At 61.2% G+C, this 21,605-nt stretch carries 24 protein-coding genes; 13 read left to right on the forward strand and 11 right to left on the reverse strand.

Annotation, left to right across the window (positions count from 1 at the left end):
• The 5 genes from ccmE to ccmA form a co-directional block, all read right to left on the reverse strand.
• Nucleotides 1-456, reverse strand: a complete 456-nt coding sequence (gene ccmE, locus ACVWVP_RS09560; protein WP_178925059.1) for a cytochrome c maturation protein CcmE — start codon at nt 454-456, stop codon at nt 1-3.
• Nucleotides 453-629: a heme exporter protein CcmD gene (gene ccmD / locus ACVWVP_RS09565; protein ID WP_176998216.1), complete on the reverse strand. Its 177-nt coding sequence runs from the start codon at nt 627-629 to the stop codon at nt 453-455. The genes ccmE and ccmD overlap by 4 nt, the downstream gene beginning before the upstream one ends.
• Nucleotides 626-1,381 carry a heme ABC transporter permease gene (locus ACVWVP_RS09570; protein ID WP_178925073.1) on the reverse strand — a complete coding sequence of 252 codons (756 nt, stop codon included), beginning with the start codon at nt 1,379-1,381 and terminating at the stop codon, nt 626-628. Before ACVWVP_RS09570 ends, ccmD begins: the two co-directional genes overlap by 4 nt.
• Before the next feature lie 85 nt (nt 1,382-1,466).
• Nucleotides 1,467-2,135 (reverse strand): heme exporter protein CcmB, encoded by a 669-nt coding sequence (gene ccmB / locus ACVWVP_RS09575; protein WP_014717701.1) that lies wholly within the window; start codon nt 2,133-2,135, stop codon nt 1,467-1,469.
• On the reverse strand, nt 2,132-2,767 hold the full coding sequence (gene ccmA / locus ACVWVP_RS09580) for a cytochrome c biogenesis heme-transporting ATPase CcmA (protein WP_178925056.1): 636 nt from the start codon (nt 2,765-2,767) through the stop codon (nt 2,132-2,134). The genes ccmB and ccmA overlap by 4 nt, the downstream gene beginning before the upstream one ends.
• Nucleotides 2,768-2,967: 200 nt before the next feature.
• On the opposite strand from ccmA, the gene fliK reads away from it, so the two are divergent.
• Nucleotides 2,968-4,545 carry a flagellar hook-length control protein FliK gene (gene fliK, locus ACVWVP_RS09585; RefSeq protein ID WP_457405442.1) on the forward strand — a complete coding sequence of 526 codons (1,578 nt, stop codon included), beginning with the start codon at nt 2,968-2,970 and terminating at the stop codon, nt 4,543-4,545.
• The gene (locus ACVWVP_RS09590) at nt 4,542-4,871 is read left to right on the forward strand and encodes an EscU/YscU/HrcU family type III secretion system export apparatus switch protein (RefSeq protein WP_259173285.1); all 330 of its coding nucleotides are present in this window, start codon (nt 4,542-4,544) and stop codon (nt 4,869-4,871) included. Before fliK ends, ACVWVP_RS09590 begins: the two co-directional genes overlap by 4 nt.
• Nucleotides 4,872-5,001: 130 nt before the next feature.
• On the opposite strand, the gene ACVWVP_RS09595 is transcribed toward ACVWVP_RS09590, so the two are convergent.
• Nucleotides 5,002-6,228: a molybdopterin molybdotransferase MoeA gene (locus ACVWVP_RS09595; protein ID WP_457405444.1), complete on the reverse strand. Its 1,227-nt coding sequence runs from the start codon at nt 6,226-6,228 to the stop codon at nt 5,002-5,004.
• On the reverse strand, nt 6,212-6,751 hold the full coding sequence (gene moaB / locus ACVWVP_RS09600; RefSeq protein ID WP_025857889.1) for a molybdenum cofactor biosynthesis protein B: 540 nt from the start codon (nt 6,749-6,751) through the stop codon (nt 6,212-6,214). The genes ACVWVP_RS09595 and moaB overlap by 17 nt, the downstream gene beginning before the upstream one ends.
• Before the next feature lie 76 nt (nt 6,752-6,827).
• Here moaB and mobA point away from each other — a divergent pair, with 76 nt between their 5' ends.
• On the forward strand, nt 6,828-7,430 hold the full coding sequence (gene mobA / locus ACVWVP_RS09605) for a molybdenum cofactor guanylyltransferase MobA (RefSeq protein ID WP_457405448.1): 603 nt from the start codon (nt 6,828-6,830) through the stop codon (nt 7,428-7,430).
• A gap of 80 nt (nt 7,431-7,510) precedes the next feature.
• On the forward strand, nt 7,511-7,732 hold the full coding sequence (locus ACVWVP_RS09610) for a YgdI/YgdR family lipoprotein (RefSeq protein ID WP_016978480.1): 222 nt from the start codon (nt 7,511-7,513) through the stop codon (nt 7,730-7,732).
• A gap of 55 nt (nt 7,733-7,787) precedes the next feature.
• On the opposite strand, the gene ACVWVP_RS09615 is transcribed toward ACVWVP_RS09610, so the two are convergent.
• The 3 genes from ACVWVP_RS09615 to ACVWVP_RS09625 all read right to left on the reverse strand — a co-directional run bounded on the left by ACVWVP_RS09615 (nt 7,788) and on the right by ACVWVP_RS09625 (nt 9,374).
• On the reverse strand, nt 7,788-8,678 hold the full coding sequence (locus ACVWVP_RS09615) for a pseudouridine synthase (protein WP_457405451.1): 891 nt from the start codon (nt 8,676-8,678) through the stop codon (nt 7,788-7,790).
• Nucleotides 8,679-8,727: 49 nt separating this feature from the next.
• Complete coding sequence (locus ACVWVP_RS09620) at nt 8,728-9,063, reverse strand: transcriptional regulator (RefSeq protein ID WP_178925044.1); 336 nt, start codon at nt 9,061-9,063, stop codon at nt 8,728-8,730.
• Nucleotides 9,064-9,137: 74 nt separating this feature from the next.
• Nucleotides 9,138-9,374 (reverse strand): glutaredoxin family protein, encoded by a 237-nt coding sequence (locus tag ACVWVP_RS09625; RefSeq protein WP_178925041.1) that lies wholly within the window; start codon nt 9,372-9,374, stop codon nt 9,138-9,140.
• A gap of 148 nt (nt 9,375-9,522) precedes the next feature.
• On the opposite strand from ACVWVP_RS09625, the gene ACVWVP_RS09630 reads away from it, so the two are divergent.
• Nucleotides 9,523-11,247 carry a cation:proton antiporter gene (locus ACVWVP_RS09630; RefSeq protein WP_457405455.1) on the forward strand — a complete coding sequence of 575 codons (1,725 nt, stop codon included), beginning with the start codon at nt 9,523-9,525 and terminating at the stop codon, nt 11,245-11,247.
• On the opposite strand, the gene ACVWVP_RS09635 is transcribed toward ACVWVP_RS09630, so the two are convergent.
• Nucleotides 11,234-12,442: an ammonium transporter gene (locus tag ACVWVP_RS09635; protein WP_178925037.1), complete on the reverse strand. Its 1,209-nt coding sequence runs from the start codon at nt 12,440-12,442 to the stop codon at nt 11,234-11,236. The genes ACVWVP_RS09630 and ACVWVP_RS09635 overlap by 14 nt on opposite strands.
• A 347-nt stretch (nt 12,443-12,789) precedes the next feature.
• Between ACVWVP_RS09635 and ACVWVP_RS09640 the strand changes: the two genes are divergently transcribed.
• From ACVWVP_RS09640 to ACVWVP_RS09675, 8 genes are all read left to right on the forward strand, one after another.
• Nucleotides 12,790-13,104 (forward strand): DUF883 family protein, encoded by a 315-nt coding sequence (locus tag ACVWVP_RS09640; protein ID WP_010211812.1) that lies wholly within the window; start codon nt 12,790-12,792, stop codon nt 13,102-13,104.
• A 2-nt stretch (nt 13,105-13,106) separates the two neighbouring features.
• Nucleotides 13,107-13,490 (forward strand): phage holin family protein, encoded by a 384-nt coding sequence (locus ACVWVP_RS09645; protein WP_012723020.1) that lies wholly within the window; start codon nt 13,107-13,109, stop codon nt 13,488-13,490.
• Entirely contained in the window at nt 13,487-13,828 is a 342-nt protein-coding gene (locus tag ACVWVP_RS09650; RefSeq protein ID WP_178925034.1) for a hypothetical protein, read from the forward strand. Before ACVWVP_RS09645 ends, ACVWVP_RS09650 begins: the two co-directional genes overlap by 4 nt.
• A 91-nt stretch (nt 13,829-13,919) precedes the next feature.
• Complete coding sequence (locus tag ACVWVP_RS09655) at nt 13,920-15,083, forward strand: EAL domain-containing protein (protein ID WP_457405459.1); 1,164 nt, start codon at nt 13,920-13,922, stop codon at nt 15,081-15,083.
• A 72-nt stretch (nt 15,084-15,155) separates the two neighbouring features.
• Complete coding sequence (locus ACVWVP_RS09660; RefSeq protein WP_178925030.1) at nt 15,156-16,487, forward strand: deoxyguanosinetriphosphate triphosphohydrolase; 1,332 nt, start codon at nt 15,156-15,158, stop codon at nt 16,485-16,487.
• Between the two features lie 172 nt (nt 16,488-16,659).
• Nucleotides 16,660-17,061 carry a response regulator gene (locus ACVWVP_RS09665; protein WP_178925071.1) on the forward strand — a complete coding sequence of 134 codons (402 nt, stop codon included), beginning with the start codon at nt 16,660-16,662 and terminating at the stop codon, nt 17,059-17,061.
• A gap of 249 nt (nt 17,062-17,310) precedes the next feature.
• Nucleotides 17,311-17,937, forward strand: coding sequence for a response regulator transcription factor (locus tag ACVWVP_RS09670; protein WP_178925028.1), 627 nt, complete (start codon nt 17,311-17,313; stop codon nt 17,935-17,937).
• Between the two features lie 8 nt (nt 17,938-17,945).
• Nucleotides 17,946-21,581 carry a transporter substrate-binding domain-containing protein gene (locus tag ACVWVP_RS09675; RefSeq protein WP_178925026.1) on the forward strand — a complete coding sequence of 1,212 codons (3,636 nt, stop codon included), beginning with the start codon at nt 17,946-17,948 and terminating at the stop codon, nt 21,579-21,581.
• The last annotated feature ends 24 nt before the right edge of the window (nt 21,582-21,605 follow it).

The following is a 21,605-nucleotide window of genomic DNA, read 5'->3' on the forward strand; positions in this document are numbered from 1 at the left end:
TTAGCCCTCCTTGGCGGGCGTTGGCGCGGATTGGCCGCTGTCTTTGAGGGCCTTGGTCACTTCCGGCGGCATGTATTTCTCATCGTGCTTGGCCAGCACTTCGTCGGCCACCACCACGCCGTCGGCGTTGAGCTTGCCCAGGGCGACGATGCCCTGGCCTTCGCGGAACAGGTCCGGGAGGATGCCGCGGTAGGTGATGGTCACAGCCTTGTTGAAGTCGGTGACCACGAAGGTCACGTCGAGTGAGTCGGGGGAGCGTTTGAGCGAGCCCTTCTCCACCATGCCACCGGCGCGGATGCGTGTGTCCAGTGGGGCTTCGCCATTGGCGATCTGGGTCGGGGTGTAGAACAGGTTGATGTTCTGCTGCAGGGCGCTCAAGGCCAGGGCCACGGCAATGCCGACGCCGGCCAGGATGGCAAGGATGATCAACAGACGCTTTCTACGCAGCGGATTCACTTTTCGGTCTCCCGGCGCAGACGACGCGCCTCTTGTTGCAGGTAACGCTTGCGGGCCAGGATCGGCGCGGCCACGTTGAGGGCCAGCACCGTCAGGCAGATGCCATAGGCCGTCCAGACGTACAGGCCATGATGGCCCATGGCTAGAAAATCACTGAAAGACGCAAAGCTCATCCACGGGCTCCCAGGCAGGTTTGCACTTCGGCCTTGACCCAACTGGCGCGGGCTTCACGCTTGAGCACTTCAAGGCGCATGCGCATCAGCAGTACGGCGCCGAAGAAGCAGTAGAACCCCAGCACCATCAGCAGCAACGGCGCCCACATTTCCACGGGCATGGCCGGTTTTTCGGTGAGGGTGAAGGTGGCGCCCTGGTGCAGGGTGTTCCACCACTCCACCGAGTACTTGATGATCGGGATGTTGATCACGCCGACAATGGCCAGCACGGCGCAAGCCTTGGCGGCGCTGTCGCGATTGCTGATGGCGTTGCCCAGGGCGATCAGGCCGAAGTACAGGAACAGCAGGATCAACATGGACGTGAGCCGCGCGTCCCACACCCACCACGAACCCCAGGTGGGTTTGCCCCAGATCGCGCCGGTGACCAGCGCCACGGCGGTCATCCAGGCACCGATGGGCGCGGCGCATTGCAGGGCCACGTCGGCGAGCTTCATCTTCCACACCAGGCCGACGATGCCGCACACGGCCAGCATCACGTAGCAGGACTGGGCCAGCATCGCGGCGGGAACGTGGATATAGATGATGCGAAAACTGTTGCCTTGCTGGTAGTCCGGTGGCGCGAAGGCCAGGCCCCAGACCAGGCCGATGCCAATCAACACGGCGGCAGCGATGCTCAGCCACGGCAGTAGCGTGCCGCTGATGCCATAAAACCATTTGGGCGAGCCGAGCTTGTGAAACCAGGTCCAGTTCATTGCTGTTTCCATCACGGTGGCTTCCTGTCATTGCAGGAAACTCAGGGTCTTTACTGACTAAGACATAACGCTTGGTCAGACCTCATTATTCACCGACGCTGATCTTCAGGCCGGCCGCTATAGCAAAGGGTGTCAGGGTTACCGCCAGGGCGGTCAGGCTACCAAGCCACAGGAGGTAACCGGTCGCCGGCATGCCCATGAGCGCGGCCTGCAAGGCGCCGCTGCCCAGGATCAACACCGGGATATACAAAGGCAGAATCAGCAGGGCCAGCAACAGGCCGCCCCGCTTTAAACCGACGGTCAACGCTGCGCCCACCGCCCCCAACAGGCTGAGCACCGGCGTACCGAGCAACAAGGATAGAAGCAGCACCGGCAAGCACTCGACGGGCAAGCCCAGCATCATCGCCAACAGTGGCGAAAGCAAGACTAGCGCCAAGCCGGAAAAAACCCAGTGTGCCAGCACCTTGGCCAGCACCAGAAGTGGCAAGGGGTGCGACGAAAGGACCCACTGTTCAAGGGAACCGTCTTCGAAATCACTGCGAAACAGCCCGTCCAGCGAGAGCAGAACCGATAAAAGCGCCGCCACCCACACCAGTCCCGGGGACAAGGTTTGCAACAGTTTAGTCTCGGGGCCCACCGCCAGCGGGAACAGGGCGATGACAATCGCGAAGAACACCAATGGGTTGGCCAGTTCGGCCGGGCGGCGACACAACAGCCGCGCTTCGCGGGCGACCAACAGGGCGAATACGCTCATGCCGACCACCTTCCCAGGTCCAGGTCACGGTAACCGGCAGGCGTGCGATTGAGGGTGTGATGGGTGGTGAGCAGCACCAGCCCGCCCTTTTCGCAATGCTGGGCCAGGTGTTCTTCGAGCTGGGCCACGCCTTGCTTATCCAGGGCGGTGAAGGGTTCGTCGAGGATCCACAGCGGCGGGCCCGGCAGGTACAAACGCGCCAGGGCCACGCGGCGCTGTTGGCCGGCAGACAGGGTGTGGCAGGGAACGTCTTCGAAGCCCTTGAGACCGACAGCGGCCAGGGCTTGCCAAATAGCGTCGCGGGACGCGGGATGATGCAGGGCGCTCAGCCAGCTGAGGTTTTCTTCGGCGGTGAGCACGTCCTTGATGCCCGCGGCGTGGCCGATCCAGACGAGGTTGCGCGCCAACTCAGTGCGTTGTTCGTTGAGCGGCTTGCCATTGAGCCGCACAACACCTGCCGTCGGCTGCATCAACCCGGCCAGCAGGCGCAGCAAACTGGTCTTGCCGCTGCCGTTGGGGCCGCTGACCTGCACCATGTCACCACCCGTCAGCCGCAGTTCGAGGTGCTCGAACAACAGGCGCAGGTCGCGTTCACAGGAAAGCGCTACGGCTTCAAGAAGAGGGCTGGTCAAAAGATCGCGGGCCTTTACGGTTCAAGTCGGCGGTGCAGCGGCCGTTAAAGAGAAATGCACAATAACGGCTTTGGCGACCGATTTTAGAGAGCTGGATCAAATAGTTGTGAGGTTTTTACCGCTCTCTTTGTAGACGGGCGGCATTATACATGCGATGCCCTACTCTAAAGAGGGCAATTTCCTTCGAGACGACGCGCACGATGACCGGTGAGATCAACCTTCCTACGCTGCCGCCAGCCCCCGTGGCCGGGCCCGCCCCGCTGCCCCCGACCGGTGAGCTGCTGAAACTGCTGGAACCGCAGATCGGCTTGATCGACCCCGGAAAAACCGTGAACGCCGAGGTACTCGCGCTCAAACAGGGCGGTGATGCGTTTCAGTTGCTGCTCAAGTTGACCTTGGAAGGCGGCCGCCAGACCCTGGTGCAAGCCAGCAGCGCCCAGCCGTTGCCGCTGGGAAGCAACGTGGCCGTGAGCCAGACGCCGACGGGCAACCTGACCATCACCTTGCAGCAAGCCTTGAGCGCCAATGTGGCCGCCCTCACCCGTATCGACACCACGCAAATGCCGGTGGGCACGCTGTTGCAGGCCAAGGTGCTGACCACCCAGATGCTGCCCCAGGGCACCACGCAGCCGGCCATCTACCGCTCGCTGGTGACCGTGCTCAGTAACGCCCTGGCCGGCGCGACCCTGACCGTGGAAAGCCCGCAACCGCTGCGGGTGGGCAGCTTGCTCAGCGCCGTGGTGCAAGACACCCAGACGTTGAATTTCGTGCCATTGAGCGGGCTCAAGGACCAACTGGCGGTGGCGCAGCAACTCGCCACCCAGCAAAGCCGCCAGGGCTCGCTGGACGTGGTGTTCACCGCTCTGCAGAACCTGCCCGCCGACGACACCACCTCCAGCGACCTGCGCGCGGCTGCCGCGCGCTTGCTCGCCGCGCTGCCCGACCTGTCGCAGGTGAGCAACCCCAAGGTGCTGGCGCAGGTGATCCAGAACAGCGGCGCGTTTCTCGAAGCCAAATTGCTGGCCGGGCAAAACCCGCAAATCCCGCCGCTGGACATGAAAGGCGCGCTGCTGCGCCTGGTCGCTGACCTGTTGCCCGCCCTGCCCACCGCCACCAACCTGAATGCGATCCTTGCCGCCAACACCCTGGCCCAGGTGCTGCCCAATTTTGTGCGCAACCCGCTGAACACCCTGGGCCAGGTCAGCGCCCGCCAGGCACCGGCCGGCTTTCCGCTGCCGGAGCGGCTGATGGCCAAGCTGGAAGGCGAAGGCGACCTGGAAAACCTGCTGCGCCTGGCCGCCGGGGCCATCTCGCGCCTGCAGAGCCACCAGCTGTCGAGCCTGGAACAAACCGGCACCACCGCCGACGGGCGCGTGCAGACCACCTGGCAGTTGGAAATCCCCATGCGCACCCTGCAGGACATCGTGCCGTTGCAGGTCAAGTTCCAGCGCGAAGAGCCGCCGCCGGACAAGGACCAGCCCGAACGCAAAGACAAAAAGGACCCCAAGCAGATGCTCTGGCGCGTGGAGCTGGCCTTCGACATGGAACCGCTGGGGCCGTTGCAGGTTCAGGCGCAACTGACCCAGGGCAAGCTCTCCAGCCAGTTGTGGGCGTCCCGGCCGTTTACCGCCAGCCTGATCGAAAGCCATTTGGGCAGCCTGCGCGAACGCCTGGTGACCTCGGGCATCAATGTCGGCGACCTGGATTGCCACCTCGGCACGCCGCCACGCGGGCCGCGAACTGGCTTGGAGCAACGCTGGGTGGATGAAACCGCATGAAGAACACCACCCCACCGCGTCAGGCGATCGCCCTCAAGTATGACGGCCAGCAGGCCCCCACACTGACCGCCAAGGGCGACGACGCCTTGGCCGAGGCGATCCTGAAACTGGCGCGGGAAAATGAAGTGCCGATCTATGAGAACGCCGAGCTGGTGAAGCTGCTGGCGCGCATGGAATTGGGTGACAGCATCCCGGAGGAGTTGTACCGCACGGTGGCGGAGATCATCGCGTTTGCCTGGACCTTGAAAGGCAAGTTCCCGGTGGGGTATGACCCGGACGCAGGGCCGGTGGAGCGGGATGTGACGGCGCGTGGGGACGATTACTGACTTCTCACAGGCATACACAAATCCAACTGTGGGAGCTGGCTTGCCTGCGATGGCGGTGTGTCAGTCACCTTATGTATGACTGATGCACCGCCATCGCAGGCAAGCCAGCTCCCACAGTAGATCTCTATTGTCAGTTGAGGACTTCGCTTAGCGGGATGAAATTGACGCTATCGCCCACCGTCAGCGTCGTGCCTTCCAACACCTCCACAAACCCTTCTGCCCACGCCGCGCTGCGCAGCACGCCGGAGCTCTGGTTACGGTAGATGATCGCCTTGCCCTGCTCGATGCGGCCGCGCAGGTATTCGCGACGGTTGCCCGGCTTGGGCCACTCGAACCCTACCGGCACTTCGAACCGCAGCGGCGCCACGTCCTGCACGCCTTGACGGCGCAGCAGGTAAGGCCGCGCCAGCAAGGCAAAGGTCACCAGGGTCGACGCCGGGTTGCCCGGCAGGCCGATCACTGGCACACCGCGAAAGTGGCCGAAGGTCAGCGGCTTGCCGGGTTTGATCGCCAGTTTCCACAGCGCCAGCTCCCCCTCTTCGCGCAGGGCGATGCCGAGGAAGTCCGCCTCGCCCACCGACACACCGCCCGTGGACAGGATCAGGTCAACGTCAGCCAAGCCAGCAAGGCGTGTGCGGGTCTTTTCGAGGTCGTCGGGCAGGATGCCGGCGTCGATCACTTCGCAGCCCATGCGCGTCAGCCACGAGCACAACACGCGGCGATTGCTGTTGTAGATCTGCCCCGGGCCCAGCGGCAAGCCAGGTTCGATCAGCTCATCCCCGGTAGACAGCACTGCCACGCGCGGGCGGCGTACCACGTCAAGGCGATCATGCCCCAGGGAAGCCGCGAGGCCGAGTTCGACTGGGCCCAGGCGCGTGCCGGCCGTCAGCACCAACTCGCCGACGGTGGTCTCCTGCCCTTGCGGGCGGATGTTTTGGTGCAACTGCAACGGCTCGCTAAAGCTCACGCGCTCGTCGGCGTGGACCACGGCATTTTCCTGCATTTCGACGCAGTCTGCGCCTTCGGGCACCGGGGCGCCGGTGAAGATCCGCGCGCAGGTGCCGGCAGACAGAGGTTGCGGTGCCTGGCCAGCGAAGATGCGCTGGCTGACCACCAGTGGCTCACCGTTCCAGTCCGCCAGGCGCAGGGCGTAGCCGTCCATGGCGCTGTTGGGCCATGGCGGCAGGTCGAGAGTGGACACCAGGTCCTGGGCCAGCACGCGCCCATCGCAATCGGCCAGCGGCAGGCTTTGCCGTTCACGGATCGGCGCGGCGTCGGCCATGTCCAGCAGTTGCTGCAGCGCCTGTTCCACCGGCATCAGGGCGCCGGTCTTGCCGGGCTTACCCACGGGATTCACAGGGCTCGGCCTGCTTGAGGTGCGGCACGAAGTTGCACGGGCGATGACGGTTGTCCAACTGTTCGGCGAGGATGCCGTCCCACCCGGTGCGCACGGCATTGGTGGAGCCCGGCAGGCAGCACACCAGCGTGCCATTGGCCAGGCCGGCCAGGGCGCGGGACTGCACAGTAGAGGTGCCGATATCGGCCACGGAGATCTGGCGGAACAGCTCGCCAAAACCGTCGACCTGTTTGTCCAGCAGGCAGCTCACGGCTTCGGGGGTGCTGTCGCGTCCGGTGAAGCCGGTGCCGCCGGTGATCAGCACCACTTGCACGACGTCTTCGGCAATCCAGTGGGCCACCTGGGCGCGGATCTTGTAGAGGTCGTCCTTGAGCAATACACGCTCGGCCAGGTTGTGGCCGGCAGCGGTCAGGCGGTCGACGAAGACCTGGCCTGAGGTATCGGTTTCTAGGGTGCGGGTGTCGCTGACGGTCAGTACAGCGATGTTCAGGGGTACGAAGGGCGCATCAGCCTTGGCTTTCATGGCTCGGTCCGGTTGTCGAAGGAACAGCCCGATGTTATATCACAGGGCCCTATTTGCCTGCCGCAGCGGAACCGTCATGCCTTCAGATTCTTCAGCCCTGCCCTGTTCGATTTTGCTGCTGGCCGGAGGGCGTGGCCAGCGAATGGGCGGGCAAGACAAAGGTCTGCTGGAATGGCACGGCCAGCCCCTTATCGCGCATCTGCAACACCTGACTCGGCCACTGACGGATGACCTGATCATCTCGTGCAATCGCAACCATGCGCTTTACGCGCCGTACGCCGATCAGCTGGTGAGCGACGACAGCCCGGACTTTCCCGGGCCACTGGCCGGCATCCGTGCAGGGCTGGCCGCCGCACGTCATGGGCACCTGCTGATCTTGCCGTGCGATGTGCCCAATATTGATGTGCACCTGCTGACCCAGATGCGTCAGACGGTGCAGCGCAATCCGCTATTGCCGTTGATGGTGCGCCATGGCGAGTTCTGGGAACCCTTGATCTGCATCATCCCCACCCACCTGCGCGACGCCGTGGAAGCGGCCTGGGATGCCGGTGAGCGCAGCCCGCGCAAGATCCTCCTGCAACTGGGTGGCATCGGGCTTGAATGCCCGGCCGATGACCCACGCCTGGCCAACCTGAATACACCGGAGCTGTTGCACCCAGGGTTTGGCGTGTCAGAATGAGCGTCGGATAAGGAACTTTGCCGACGTCTTATACGTCACAAGGTCAGCACTCAAAAAAGTATTCTCTCGGAGACACACTCATGACTCAACGGACCATCGCCGCTCTCATGCTTGCACTGGGCCTCGCTACCCTTGCCGGTTGCGCCTCGCCAACAGTGATCACCCTGAATGACGGTCGCGAAATCCAGGCCGTCGACACTCCTAAATTCGACAAGGACTCGGGTTTCTACGAGTTCGAACAATTGGACGGCAAGCAGACCCGCATCAACAAGGATCAGGTCCGCACCGTTAAAGACTTGTAAACCTCAGCGTTTGCTACCAAGGCCCGCCTCGCGCGGGCCTTGTCGTTTCTGGCGGTTACCAGTCGAGGGTGATATCACTGCGAAAGCTGCGCTCTTGCCCGGTCACCGGGTCGATAAAACGCACACCCTGGGCGAGCAGCTTGAGCGGGTTGGCGTAGTCGTCCACGGCGTCCTTTATCACGTCGGGGTAGAACGGGTCATTGCAGATGCTCGCCCCCAGCGCGGTCATGTGCACACGCAACTGATGCTTTTTGCCGGTCACGGGGAACAGGCCGTAGCGCCACAGCTCGCCATTTTTCTCGCGCACCTCTACCGCCGTTTCGGTGTTGCTGGCGCCAACGCCTTCCTGCATGCGAAAGAACGGCTCGCCGTCCACCAGGCGGCTTTTGTGCACCAGCGGGAACGTCAGGCCCGGTAACGCCGGGGCAATGGCTTCGTAGAACTTGTCGATCTTTCGCGTGGGAAACAGTTGCTGATACGCCGCGCGGCTGGCCGGGTTGGCCGAAAACAGCACCAGCCCTGCGGTATGCCGGTCGATACGGTGCAGCGGCACCAGCGAAGGGTTGCCCAGACGGCGGATCAAGCGACGCAGCAGGGTTTGCTCGACGTATTCACCGGCGGGCGTCACGGGCAGGAAGTGCGGTTTGTCGGCCACCACCAGGTGCTCGTCGGCATACAGGATGCTCTCCTGCACCGGGATCACTTTTTCATTCGGCACTTCGCGAAAGTAGTAGATGCACAGGCCTTCCTTGTAGGCCAGGTCCTGTCCTATCGGGCTGCCGTTGATGTCCAGCACCCGCCCACGGGCGATGCGGTCCAGCCAGTGCTCACGGCTGATAGCCGGGAAGTGTTCACACAGGCAGTCGAGCACCAGCGCCCAAGGGCCCGGCGGCAGGTACAAGGTGCTGGCTTGGTGCTCGGAGGCGATAAACGCGGAAGTGGACATGCAGATGCTCGAAGCCTTGGGAAAACCGGCGGGCATTATCCCGCAGGGTTCAGGCTTTGGCCAATTGCGCCCGCAGCGCCGGCGAAGCACTGGCCGCCTCGGTGAATTCCTTGAGCCAACGCAGTACGTCCACCGCCTCCCAGCGGCCTGGATCGTAGAGCGCGTATAACAGGCCCTGGTAACCCACCACATCCAGCTGCTTGTGATAACCGGCGCGCTGAAACAGCGCCTCGATCTCGGCGAAACAGGTATTGAAATGCACTTTGTTGAAGGGCGTCTTGCCTTCCGTGACCAGGCCATCGAGGCGCAGCTCGTTTACCGCGTCGCGTACGACATCGGCAGACATGCGATTGACGCTGCTTTTCAGTTGTTCAACATTCACCACGGGCGTTCCCTCTATTCAATCGCTGTACAAACATACAGTAACTTAATATTTGGAAACCTGCCATCGCATAACACTCAACGAAGGAAGGCAACAACCTGTTGTGTGTCGAAAGGCCAATCCAGTTCCGCCCCCGTGTCTACCCGGCGAAGCACCGGAATACGCAGGCCGTAGACTTCAGTCAGGTCGTCGGGGTCGGTGATATCCACCAATTCCACCAGCAACCCGTGTTCGACGAGCGGCATGATTTCGGCTTCGGCGATCTCGCATAGATGGCAACCCAGGGTGCCGAACAACTGGCATTCAGGAAGCATGGTGAATGGACCTGATCAGAAAACAGGCACACATTCTAAGCCCGGTAGCAGCCTCACGCCCACCCCATAAACCCTGACCCAGATCACCATGGCCTATAACTGATTCAGCGATGTTTGTGGCTTTTTTGCCTGCCCCCTTGCAACGGAGATGCCTGTGTTTGCCAACCTGTTGATCATCCTGGCCTCATCCCTGGTAGTGATTGCGCTGTTTCGCCGGCTGCAATTGCCTCCCGTGCTGGGCTACCTGTGCGTGGGCCTGGCCGTGGGGCCCACCGCCCTGGACTGGGTGAACGACAGTGAAGAGCTCCCCGACCTCGCCGAACTGGGTGTGGTGTTCCTGCTGTTTTCCCTGGGGCTGGAGTTTTCCCTGAGCAAGATGCTCGTCCTGCGCCGCGTGGTGTTTGGCTTGGGCAGCCTGCAAGTGGTGGGCTGTGGGGTGTTGCTGGGCGTGCTGTTGATGATCCTGGGCGTGGCACCCGGCATCGCCCTGCTGCTGGGGGCGGGACTGGCCTTGTCGTCCACCGCCATCGTGAGCAAGGAGCTCGGCAGCCTCGGGGAGATTTTCAGCAGCCATGGCCAGAACGCGATTGGCGTGTTGCTGTTCCAGGACGTAGTGGCTGTCTTGCTGCTGACCCTGGTGCCGGTGTTCGCCGGCACCGGTGAGCAGGCTTGGTACCTGGCACTGCCCTTGACCTTGGGCAAGACTGTGGTGCTGTTTGTGGGCCTTCTATTTGCCAGCCGCTGGTTGTTGCCACGGTTGTTCCACGAAGTGGCCGCGTCCCACTCGGCCGAATTGTTTGTGCTGCTGGCCCTGGTGATTGTCTTGCTGACGGCGTGGCTTACCCACTTGCTGGGCTTGTCCCCTGCCCTCGGCGCCTTCCTGGCCGGCATGCTGCTGGGGGAGAGCCACTATCGCCACCAGATCGAAGCGGACATCCGGCCCTTTCGCGACATCCTGCTGGGGCTGTTTTTCGTCAGTATCGGCATGCTCATCGACCTGCAGCTGTTCGTCAGCCACAGCCTGCTGATCCTTGGCCTGACCCTCACCTTGATGTTGGTCAAGGGCTGCGTGGTGGCCGCGCTGGTCAAGCTACGCGGCAGCGACAGTGAAACCGCCTGGCGCAGCGGCCTGGCCCTGGCCCAGGGCGGCGAGTTCTGTTTTGCCTTGATGGCGCAGATGCAGCAAAGCCGCTTGATCCCCGACGAATTCAACGGCTTGCTACTCGCCGCGACCTTCTGCTCGATGCTGCTCACGCCCCTGTTATTGCGCGCCGCTCCGAGCCTGGCCCTGCGCCTGCACCGCACGCCCAATCAGCAGGTCCAGCTGGACGAAATCACCGCGCTCAACGCCGAGCTGCACGGGCATGCGGTGATCTGTGGCTATGGCCGCGTCGGGCAATCCATCGGGCGTTTTCTACGGCGCGAACAGCAAGCCTTTATCGCACTGGATGACGACCCTGAGCGGGTACAGGAAGCAGCCACTGAAGACAGCAGCGTGCATTACGGGGATTGCCGGCGTGGCGCCCTGCTCAGCGCGGTGGGCCTGGAGCGCGCGCGGTTGGTGGTCATCGCCGTGGACAACAGCGATGTGGCGTTGGTGGTGCTCAAGGAAGCGCGGCGCATCAACCCTGACGTGCCGATCCTGGTGCGCACCCGTGATGACAGCCAGTTGGCCGAGCTGAAAGCCGCGGGCGCCAGCGAAGTGGTGCCCGAACTGTTGGAATCCAGCTTGATGCTCGCCTCCCACGCCTTGATCCTGCTGGGCCTGCCGGACCAACAGGTGCAGGCGCGGGTCGACGAAGTACGGCATAACCGCTATCGCCTGCTGCACGGCTTTAATCCATCGGCCGAACCGCCGATCAATCCTGACTGACCGCACCGATTTTATGGATCGACAGGTCCGCGCCGTAGTACTCCTCCTCCTGGCTCAGGCGCAGCCCGTGCACGCGCTTGATCACGCCGTACACCAACAGGCCGCCGCCCAGCGCCACCACCACGCCGAGGGCAGTACCGATCAGCTGGCTGATCAGGCTGACGCCGCCGAGGCCACCCAGTGCGGTCTGGCCGAAGATACCGCAGGCGATGCCACCCCACACGCCACACAGGCCGTGCAGCGGCCACACCCCCAGCACGTCGTCGATCTTCCAGCGATCCTGGGCCGCAATGAAGCACCACACGAACAGCCCGCCCGCGACCGCGCCAGTGACCAGCGCGCCCACCGGGTGCATCAGGTCGGAGCCGGCACAAATTGCCACCAACCCGGCCAATGGGCCGTTGTGCAGGAAGCCCGGGTCGTTGCGCCCAATGATCAGCGCCGCGACAGTGCCGCCCACCATCGCCATCAGCGAGTTGACCGCCACCAGGCCACTCACGCCGTTGAGGGTTTGCGCGCTCATCACGTTGAAGCCGAACCAGCCGACAATCAGGATCCACGAACCCAGGGCCAGGAACGGAATGCTCGACGGCGCGAACGCCACCAGTCGCCCTTCACGATAACGCCCGTTACGCGGGCCCAGCAGCAACACCGCTGCCAGCGCCAGCCAGCCGCCCATGGCGTGCACCACCACCGAACCGGCGAAGTCATGGAAGCTGGCGCCGAACGTCGCCAGCAGCCAGGCTTGCAGGCCGAAGTTGCCGTTCCACACCATGCCTTCGAAAAACGGGTAGATAAACGCCACGATCAACGCGGTGGCGCACAACTGCGGAACAAAACGTGCACGCTCGGCAATACCCCCGGAAATGATCGCCGGGATCGCCGCCGCAAAGGTCAACAGGAAGAAGAACTTCACCAGGCCATAGCCGTGGTCGGCGCTGATCACCGCAGCCGGTTGCAGGAAGCTCACGCCGTAGGAGATCCAATAGCCTATAAAGAAATAAGCCAGGGTGGAGATGGCGAAGTCGCTGAGGATCTTCGACAAGGCGTTGACTTGGTTTTTCTGGCGGACCGTGCCCACTTCCAGGAACGCGAAGCCGGCGTGCATGGCCAGGACCATGACCGCGCCGATCAGGATGAACAGGGTATTGGAGCTATGGACGAGGGTGTCCACCGCACTTTGCAAATTTTCCATGGAGGTTGGCAGGCCTGCATTAAAGGCAAAAAGCACCAAAGCGGTTCAAGCCAGGGTTTCACGCACTAAATTGGCGCCACCGGCCTCGCCCCTCTTCAGGGGGCGTGAACCGCTTTAGCGCAGCGATCAACTCAACAGGCTGTTGCCGACAGGGTTTTTCCGCGAGTTTCAGTTATTTAGGGTAAGGTTTTTGAAGGCATTGCCTCATTCCGCCCAGATTCAGCGCAGGCCCCGGGGCGTGCGCACCAAGGCAAAGCAAAAGCTGTACCAGACAATTGCACTGAACCTTCACCGAAGCCGGTGACTCGAAACCACTAAGTACCGTTCAGCCAATCACGGAGATACCCATGGCCAGAAGAACTGCAAAGACTGCTCAAGAAATACTGATGGCGGATTTTCAAACCCTGGTCAGCGACACCGAAAAGTTGCTCGATGACACCAAGGTGCTCGCCGGTGACCAGGCTGACGAGCTGCGCAGCAAGATCCACGAGAGCCTGCTCAAGGCCCGTGAAACCCTGCAACTGACCGAGGACTCCCTGCGTGAACGCGGCCAGGCGGCCGTCACCGCGACCGAAGATTACGTGCAGGCAAACCCTTGGCAGTCGGTGGGCATTGCCGCCGGCGTGGGCTTTCTGATCGGCCTGCTGGCTACAAGGCGCTAACCATGTCTATCGGCGAAACGGGCTCGTCCACGGGCACCACTTCAAGACGTCTGGGCGCGGCCGTGCTGGGCTTGCTGCACAGCCACGTCGAATTGTTTGGCATCGAATTGCAGGAACAGAAAGCCCGCACTGTCAGCCTGCTGCTGTTTGCCGGCCTGGCGCTGGTGTTTGCGCTGCTGTTGCTGGTGGGGTTGTCGACACTGGTCATGATCCTGGTATGGGACACCGGCTATCGCCTGACGGGGATCATCTGCCTCTGTGTGTTCTACAGCCTGGCCGCCGCCTTCTGCGGGGTGCGCCTGAAAGCGGCGGTGTTCGATGAATCAACACCGTTCCACGCCACCCTCGAAGAGCTGGCCAATGACCGGGAGCGCCTGCTGCCATGAGCATCACTGAAATCCCCCAAACCACCTCCCGCCGAGAAATGCGCAAGGCGTTGATCCGCCTGCGCATGGAAATGCACCGCCAGGAGATCCGCCACGAGTCCCAGCAATTGATGCTGCCCCTGAACAAGGTGCGCAATATGGGCAGTAACTGGCAGGACAGCCTGGGCATCAAGCACGCGCCGCTGTGGGGCGTGGCTGCGGTCACACTGTTGGGTTTCTTTACCGGCAAAGGTGCCAAGGGCGGCAGTATCAGCAGCCTGACACGCCTGGTGCGACTGGGAGCCGGGTTGATCCCGCTGATCAAGCTGGCCATGCAGGGCGCGTCTCGTAAAGGTTGAGGCCTGCTGGCTGCATTCTTGCACACAGAATCGGCCCGGCCCTCGTTACTGAGGGCTGGGCCTTTTTTCGCCGACTCTTTAAGGAGGCCCCGTGATTGACGGGCAACCGCTCGCCTGCTTCCAGCCGTTCATCGACACCGCCACCGGGCGCATTGCTGGCGTTGAGGCCCTCGGCCGCCTGCGCCAGGCCGATGGCCGCTTGCAGTCTGTGGGCCCCTTGTTCGCCGACCCGCGCACGCCGGGGGCCACCTTGCGACGCCTTGACCGGCAGATTCGCGACAATGCCCTGAGCCGCTTGCATGAGGCCCCCGACGACTGGTTTCTGAGCCTGAACATCTCGCCCCGCTGGATCAACCGCCTGCGCCCCGGCCAGGCGCTGCCCAGCTTGAAGCAAGTGCAAGCCCATGGCGTCGATCCACAGCGCATCGTGTACGAGATCACCGAGCTGGGGGGTAACATCCAGCGCCTGGCCGAGGTGGTAGCACGCTATCGCGAGGCCGGCGCACGCATCGCCATTGATGACTTTGGTGCCGGCTACTCCCAACTCGACCGCGTGCTGGCGTTGCAGCCGGACATTCTCAAGCTGGACATGCGCCTGTTCCAGGAAGCCGCCCGAGGCGGCCCGAGCAGTGAAGTGGTACGGGCCCTGGCACAGATGGCCGAGAAAACCGGCTGCTGGATCATTGCCGAAGGCGTGGAAACCGAGGCGCAGTTGAGCTTCGCCTCGGAATGCGGCTCGCGCTACGTGCAGGGCTACCTGTTCGCCCAGGCGCAGCTGGACTGGTTCGCCACAGACGCCTTTGTGCCGCGCTTTGCCCAATTACGGACGGCCTACGTCCAGCAGAAGCTCGCAGAGCGGGGACGCGTAATGCAGTTGCGCCTGCAATTGGCCGAGCTGATGAAAATCCTGCAGGCCTGGGCACAGGGTCAGGCCCCCCTGGCTCAACTGCCCCAATTGCCGAACTTTCCCTGGCTGCTGCGCTTTTACCAATGCGACCGGCATGGCACCCAGCTGACGCCCAACTTCGAATGGCGCCAGGACGCCTGGCAGGCCGACAGCCGCTACCTGGGCCACAACTGGTCGTGGCGCCCCTACTTCTATCACCTGCTCGCGGAAGGCTGGGAGGAACGGCGCCTGACCCTGTCGTCGACCTATCGCGACGCCACCACTAATAGCTACTGCCTGACCGCAGGACAATTCTTCGATAACGGTCAGCGTTTGCTGTTAATCGATATCGACGCGGCCGGGCTGTAGATTTTCGCTTGCCCCGCCACGGCGGAACCGGGAAGCTGGGGGACGTCATTCACCGCACGGAGAGTACCCGCCTTGGATTGGCCCACCCTGCTGACTCGCGAACGCCTTGGAAAACCGTTGCACAGCCCGGAAGAACTGGGCCGCAGCCCGTTTCACAAGGACCATGACCGCATCATTTTCTCGGGCGCATTCCGCCGCCTGGGCCGCAAGACCCAAGTACACCCGGTGTCCAGCAATGACCATATCCACACGCGGCTGACCCACTCCCTGGAAGTCAGTTGCGTGGGCCGCTCCCTGGGCATGCGCGTGGGCGAGACCCTGCGCAGCGCCCTGCCCGACTGGTGCGACCCGAGCGACCTGGGCATGGTGGTGCAATCGGCCTGCCTGGCCCACGACATCGGCAACCCACCGTTCGGGCATTCGGGCGAAGATGCCATCCGTCACTGGTTCCAGCAGGCGGCCGGCCGTGGCTGGCTGGATGACATGAGCAGCGCCGAGCGCAATGACTTCCTCAACTTCGAAGGCAACGCCCAGGGTTTTCGCGTGTTGACCCAGCTTGAGTATCACCAGTTCGATGGAGGCACACGGCTGACCTATGCCACCCTGGGTACTTACCTGAAGTACCCCTGGACCGCCCGCCATGCGGACTCCCTGGGCTACAAGAAACATAAGTTCGGTTGCTATCAGAGCGAGCTGCCGATCCTTGAACAGATCGCCCACAAACTCGGCCTGCCACAGCTGGAAGAACAGCGTTGGGCCCGCCACCCGCTGGTCTACCTGATGGAAGCGGCGGACGACATCTGCTACGCGTTGATCGACCTTGAAGACGGCCTGGAAATGGAGTTGCTGGAATACGCCGAGGTCGAGTCCTTGCTGCTCGATCTGGTGGGCGACGACTTGCCCCAGACCTACCGGCAATTGGGCGCGCAGGACTCGCGCCGGCGCAAGCTGGCGATCCTGCGGGGCAAGGCCATCGAACACCTGACCAATGCGGCGGCACGCGCGTTTGTCGAACAGCAGGACGCTTTGCTGGCAGGCCTGCTGCCGGGTGACCTGGTGGAGCACATGCACGGTCCCGCCAAACGCTGCGTGCTGGACGCCAAGGACATGGCCCGCAAGAAAATCTTCCAGGACAAGCGCAAGACACTGCACGAAATCGGTGCCTACACCACTCTGGAAATCCTGCTGAACGCTTTTTGCGGGGCGGCATTGGAACAACATGGCGGGCGCACGCCCTCCTTCAAGAACCGCCGCATCCTCGACTTGCTGGGCAACAGCGCGCCAAACCCGGCGTGGCCGTTGCACGCATCATTCCTGCGCATGATCGACTTCATCGCGGGTATGACCGACAGCTACGCCACCGAAATGGCGCGGGAGATGACGGGGCGTTCCAGCCCTCAATAGCACCATGGATCAAGCTTGCCTGTTCCCTGAAAGGAATATGCCTACACAGGGAACAGAGCAGCCTGATCGAATTCGCACACGTACCCGAAGAATAATCACGCACGCTTTTGGCGGACCTGACGATGATTTCCTACGTCACGCTATCAAAGCCTGACCCCTACGTATGCTCACTATGCCCAGACATCGCCTTCGTATCCTGTTAGTGGAGGATCATCCCTTTCAACTTCTGGCCACCCAATGCCTGCTCAAAAGTTTCGACTTCGACAACCTGACCCTTGCAGAAAATGCCGAACAGGCGATCCTCCTGATGACGCAGGCCGGTACGCCTTTCGATCTCATGCTGTGCGACCAGTGCCTGCCGGATCTGCCCGGGCTTGAGTTGATTGACATCGCCAATCGCCGCCACTTCATCCTTGCCGCCATCCTTCTTAGCGGGTTGCCTGTGTCGGAGTTATCCGAACTTAGCGACCAGGCTCGGCAAAGAAACCTGCCGCTGCTGGGTTATTTATCGAAGCCACTGAGTAAAGAGAAACTTATCGAGTTGGTGAGTCGATTGCCGACCGCCAACGTGTAGGAACTTAAACATAGCAACACCACAAAAAGTCGCCTCACGATCTACACCCGCGCTCCAGCGTACTCACCGCACCTTATATTTCTCAAATATTTACATTTCGCTTCACAATGCCTTACCAACAAGTAGGTCAACACCTTTTTTTGCGTAGGATTTTTCCTGTTTTATATCCCCTCCCCCTCTGGCTCATGCTCCCCCCTGAGCTTCTGAGCTAATGTGCCGTCTTTATTTGCACTTGCCTGGGATATGACCATGAACTCAGTTTTTATTATCGATGACCACCCCGTCATACGGCTTGCTATCCGAATGTTATTGGAACATGAGGGTTATAAAGTCGTAGGAGAAACGGACAACGGGTGTGATGCGATACAAATGGTCAGGGAATGCCTGCCAGACCTTATTATCTTGGATATCAGTATTCCAAAGCTTGACGGCCTCGAAGTGCTCTGCCGATTCAACGCAATGAACACGCCAATGAAAACCCTGATCCTTACAGCCCAGTGCCCCACGCTGTTTGCAACGCGCTGCATGCGCTCGGGTGCTGACGGCTATGTCTGCAAAGAAGGCGACTTGAGCGAACTGCTGAGCGCCATCCGTGCCGTATTGTCAGGTTACAACTATTTCCCAAGCCAGGCATTGAGCGGCAACGGTGCTGAGGGCGCCGACACCTATGAACTTGAACTATTCAAAACAGTCAACGATCGAGAACTGATGGTATTGCAACTTTTTGCACAGGGAAGAACCAACAAAGAAATTGCCAAAGGTATGTTTTTAAGCAACAAGACAGTCAGCACTTACAAAAAGAGACTTATGCAAAAACTGAAAGCCAAATCTTTGGTAGAACTTATCGAGATGGCAAAACGAAACGCGTTAGTGTGAGAAAACGGATGCCCAGCCGTATAAAGGACTATCTCATTATATTGAGTACCGGCTTGTGCTTCAGCACCGCCGTGCCCGCGGCCCCTCAAACCGGCCCGGAACACTTCACCCTGTTGAGCCGCGCGGGTGCCGTTCAACTCGACACTCAGTTGGACAAGGCACAGCGCCAGTGGTTGCAGAACAAACGCGAACTGGTGCTCGGCACCGCCGCACCTGATTACCCTCCTTTCGATCTGACGTCCAGCGGCCACGACTACGAAGGCCTCACCGCCGACTACGCAGGGCTGCTGTCCAAGGCCTTGGCCTTGCCCGTCAAGGTCTTGCGCTACCCTGACCGGGAGGCGTCGATCCGCGCCCTTGAGGCCGGCGAAATCGATTTGCTGGGCTCCTCGAATGGCTTTGAAGCCGCTAATCCGAACCTCACCCTGTCGCAGCCGTACGCGGTGGATCAACCGGTACTGGTGACCCGGGAGGGGGAAACTCGCAGCTTGAGCAATGGGCTGGGCGGGCTCCGCTTGAGCCTTGTCTATCACTATCTACCGATCAGCGAAGTCAAAAAGCTGTACCCGCAGGCCAACATCCGTACCTACCCGTCCTATCAAAACGCCCTGAACGCAGTGGCCTTTGACCAGGCGGATGTTTTTCTCGGCGATACCATTTCCACCCACTACATGATCAACAAGGGTTATCTGAAGAACATCCACATGGCCAATTTCGGCAAGCATGAGGCCTACGGCTTCAGCTTCGCATTGCGCCAGGACCAGCATATCCTCCTGGGCATCGTCGACTCGGTGCTGGCTGCCGTGCCTGTCAATGAACGGGACACCATCGCCAGACGCTGGAGTGCCGGCAGCGACATCCTGCTGACCGATAAGAAATTGCAGCTGACACCACGCGAAGAGCGCTGGTTGAAAGACCACCCGGTCGTCAACGTCATCGTGAACGAAACGTTTGCACCACTGACATTCTTCGACGCCGATGGCAACTTTCGTGGCATCACCGCTGACTTGCTGGAACTGATTCGCCTGCGTACCGGGTTGAGTTTCCATATCCAGCGCAGCCGTGAAATCAACACGATGATCGATGAGGTGAGCACTGGCAAAGCCGATATCATCGGCGCGATCGTCCCGAGTATTGAAAGGGAGGCTCAACTCAACTTTAGTCGCCCTTACCTGGAAAACTCCTATGTGCTGCTGACGCGCAAAGAGCCCAATGCCCCCTCGAACCTGGAGCAGATGGCAGGCAAACGCCTGGCGATCACCACGGGCAACCCGCTGGCAAAAAGCCTGCAACGCGACTTCCCGCAGATACAACTGGTAGAGGCCAGTGACACCTTCCGGGCATCGGAGCTACTCGCACAAGGGCTCGTTGACGGTGCCGTGAACTCGCTGGTGATCGCCAACTATTTCCTGTCCTCCCAAGTGTTCCAGGACAAACTGCAGATCAGCAGCAGCATCGGCACGCTTCCTGCCACATTCGCCCTGGCAACGTCACGCCATGCGGTTGAGCTGAGTTCGATCCTGAACAAGGCATTGCTGAGCATCGCCCCTGACGAACTGGGGGTGATCAACAGCCGCTGGCGTGGCTACACCGCCGCCTCCGACAGCTACTGGCGTAACTACCATCACTTGATAGCCCAGATCATCGTGGGTACCGGACTGCTGCTATTGATCTCCCTGGCCTGGAACGCCTACATGCGCCGCCAGATCAAGCATCGACAAATGGCCGAGCGAGCGCTCAACGATCAGTTCGAGTTCATGCGTGCCCTGGTCAATGAAACACCCCATCCGATCTACGTACGCGATCGCAAAGGCTTGCTGCAAACCTGCAACGACAGCTACTTGCAAGTGTTCGAGGTCAATCGCGAGGACGTGATCGGCAAAAGTGTGATCCAGATGAACATGGCCCAGGAGGCGGAAGCGGCGCAGTACCATGCCGACTACCAGCGAGTGGTGACCGAGGGTACTCCGTTGATCCTCGATCGCACCCTGCATATCCACGGTAAAAAACTGACGATCTATCACTGGATCCTGCCCTATCGCGACTCCGTCGGCGAAGTCCAGGGCATTATTGGCGGCTGGATCGACATCAGCGAGCGGCGCCAGCTGTTTGATGAGTTACGCGCTGCCAAGGAGCGGGCTGACGAGGCCAACCGTGCCAAGAGCACCTTCCTCGCCACCATGAGCCACGAAATCCGCACCCCGATGAACGCGGTGATTGGCATGCTGGAGCTGACCCTCAAGCGGGCCGACCAGGGTCATCTCGACCGCCCGGCCATCGAGGTGGCGTACAACTCGGCCAAGGACCTGTTGGAGCTGATCGGCGATATCCTAGACATCGCACGTATCGAATCCGGGCGCTTGAGCCTCGCGCCAGAACGGGTCAACTTGCGAGAGGTGATCGAGTCTGTGGTGCGGGTCTTCGACGGCCTGGCCCGACAGAAAACCCTCAGTCTTTCGTTGGAGTTCACCCCGCCGCTCGATGACACCGCCGTACTGATCGACCCATTGCGCTTCAAGCAGGTACTGTCGAACCTGATCAGCAATGCTATCAAGTTCACCGAGTGTGGCCAGGTGAAAGTCAAGGTCACGGTGCACGCAACCGAATTGCCGCAGCAGATCGAGATGAAGCTGGTGGTCGAAGACACCGGCATAGGCATCAGCCGTGAGGACCAGTTGCGACTGTTCGCCCCCTTTGCCCAAGCCGACAACTCCGGACACCTGGCAAGGAGCGGCGCTGGCCTGGGACTGGTGATCTGTCGCAGTCTGTGTTCGATGATGGGCGGTGAGTTGAGCCTGAGCAGCGTGCCGATGGTAGGCACCCAAGTTCATGTGGCCTTGAAAATGCCTCTCTTGCAGCCAGCAGTGAAAGTTGATGAACTCAAGCCCGAGCCCTGTGCCAAAGCGCCGGTGCTCAACGTGCTGGTGGTGGACGACCATCCGGCCAATCGATTGCTCATGTGCCAGCAGTTGGGTTACTTGGGTCATCAGTTCACTGATGCCCAGAACGGTGCTGCTGGCTTCCAGGCCTGGCGGCAGGACCGTTTCGACCTGATAATCGCCGACTGCAATATGCCCATCATGAATGGCTACGAACTCAGTCGCTCGATTCGTGAATACGAACAACGCGAGCACCTGACACCGTGTGTGATATTGGGTTTTACCGCCAATGCCCAGCCGGAAGAAAAACTGCGCTGCATTGAGGCCGGCATGAACGATTGCCTGTTCAAGCCCATCAGCCTCACGGCACTTGAACGGCAACTGGCACATATTGTTCTGCAACCCGACAACCAACGGCTGGACCTTGGCTGCTTGGAAGCCTTGACCGATGGTGACCCGCAATTAAGCAGGCGTTTACTCGAGGAGCTGTTGAGCAGCAGTCGCCATGATCGTCAGGAACTGGTAACCCTACGAGCTAGCGGGGCACCGCCACAGGACATCATCGAACAAGCCCACAAGATCAAGGGCGCCGCACGCATTGTCCAGGCCTACTCACTGGCCGCGCAATGCGAAGCGCTGGAGCAAGCCTGTGCCAAAGACGAAGACCGCTCACTGATCGACGCTGGGGTAAAGTCCCTGGAAAAACTCATGCAGGATCTGGAAAGAATGCTGCACCAGCAGCTTCAGGAGCTCAACCGCCAATGAAAGGCAGGGGCTGCCGCCCCTGCC

Source organism: Pseudomonas sp. TE24901 (assembly GCF_054058375.1).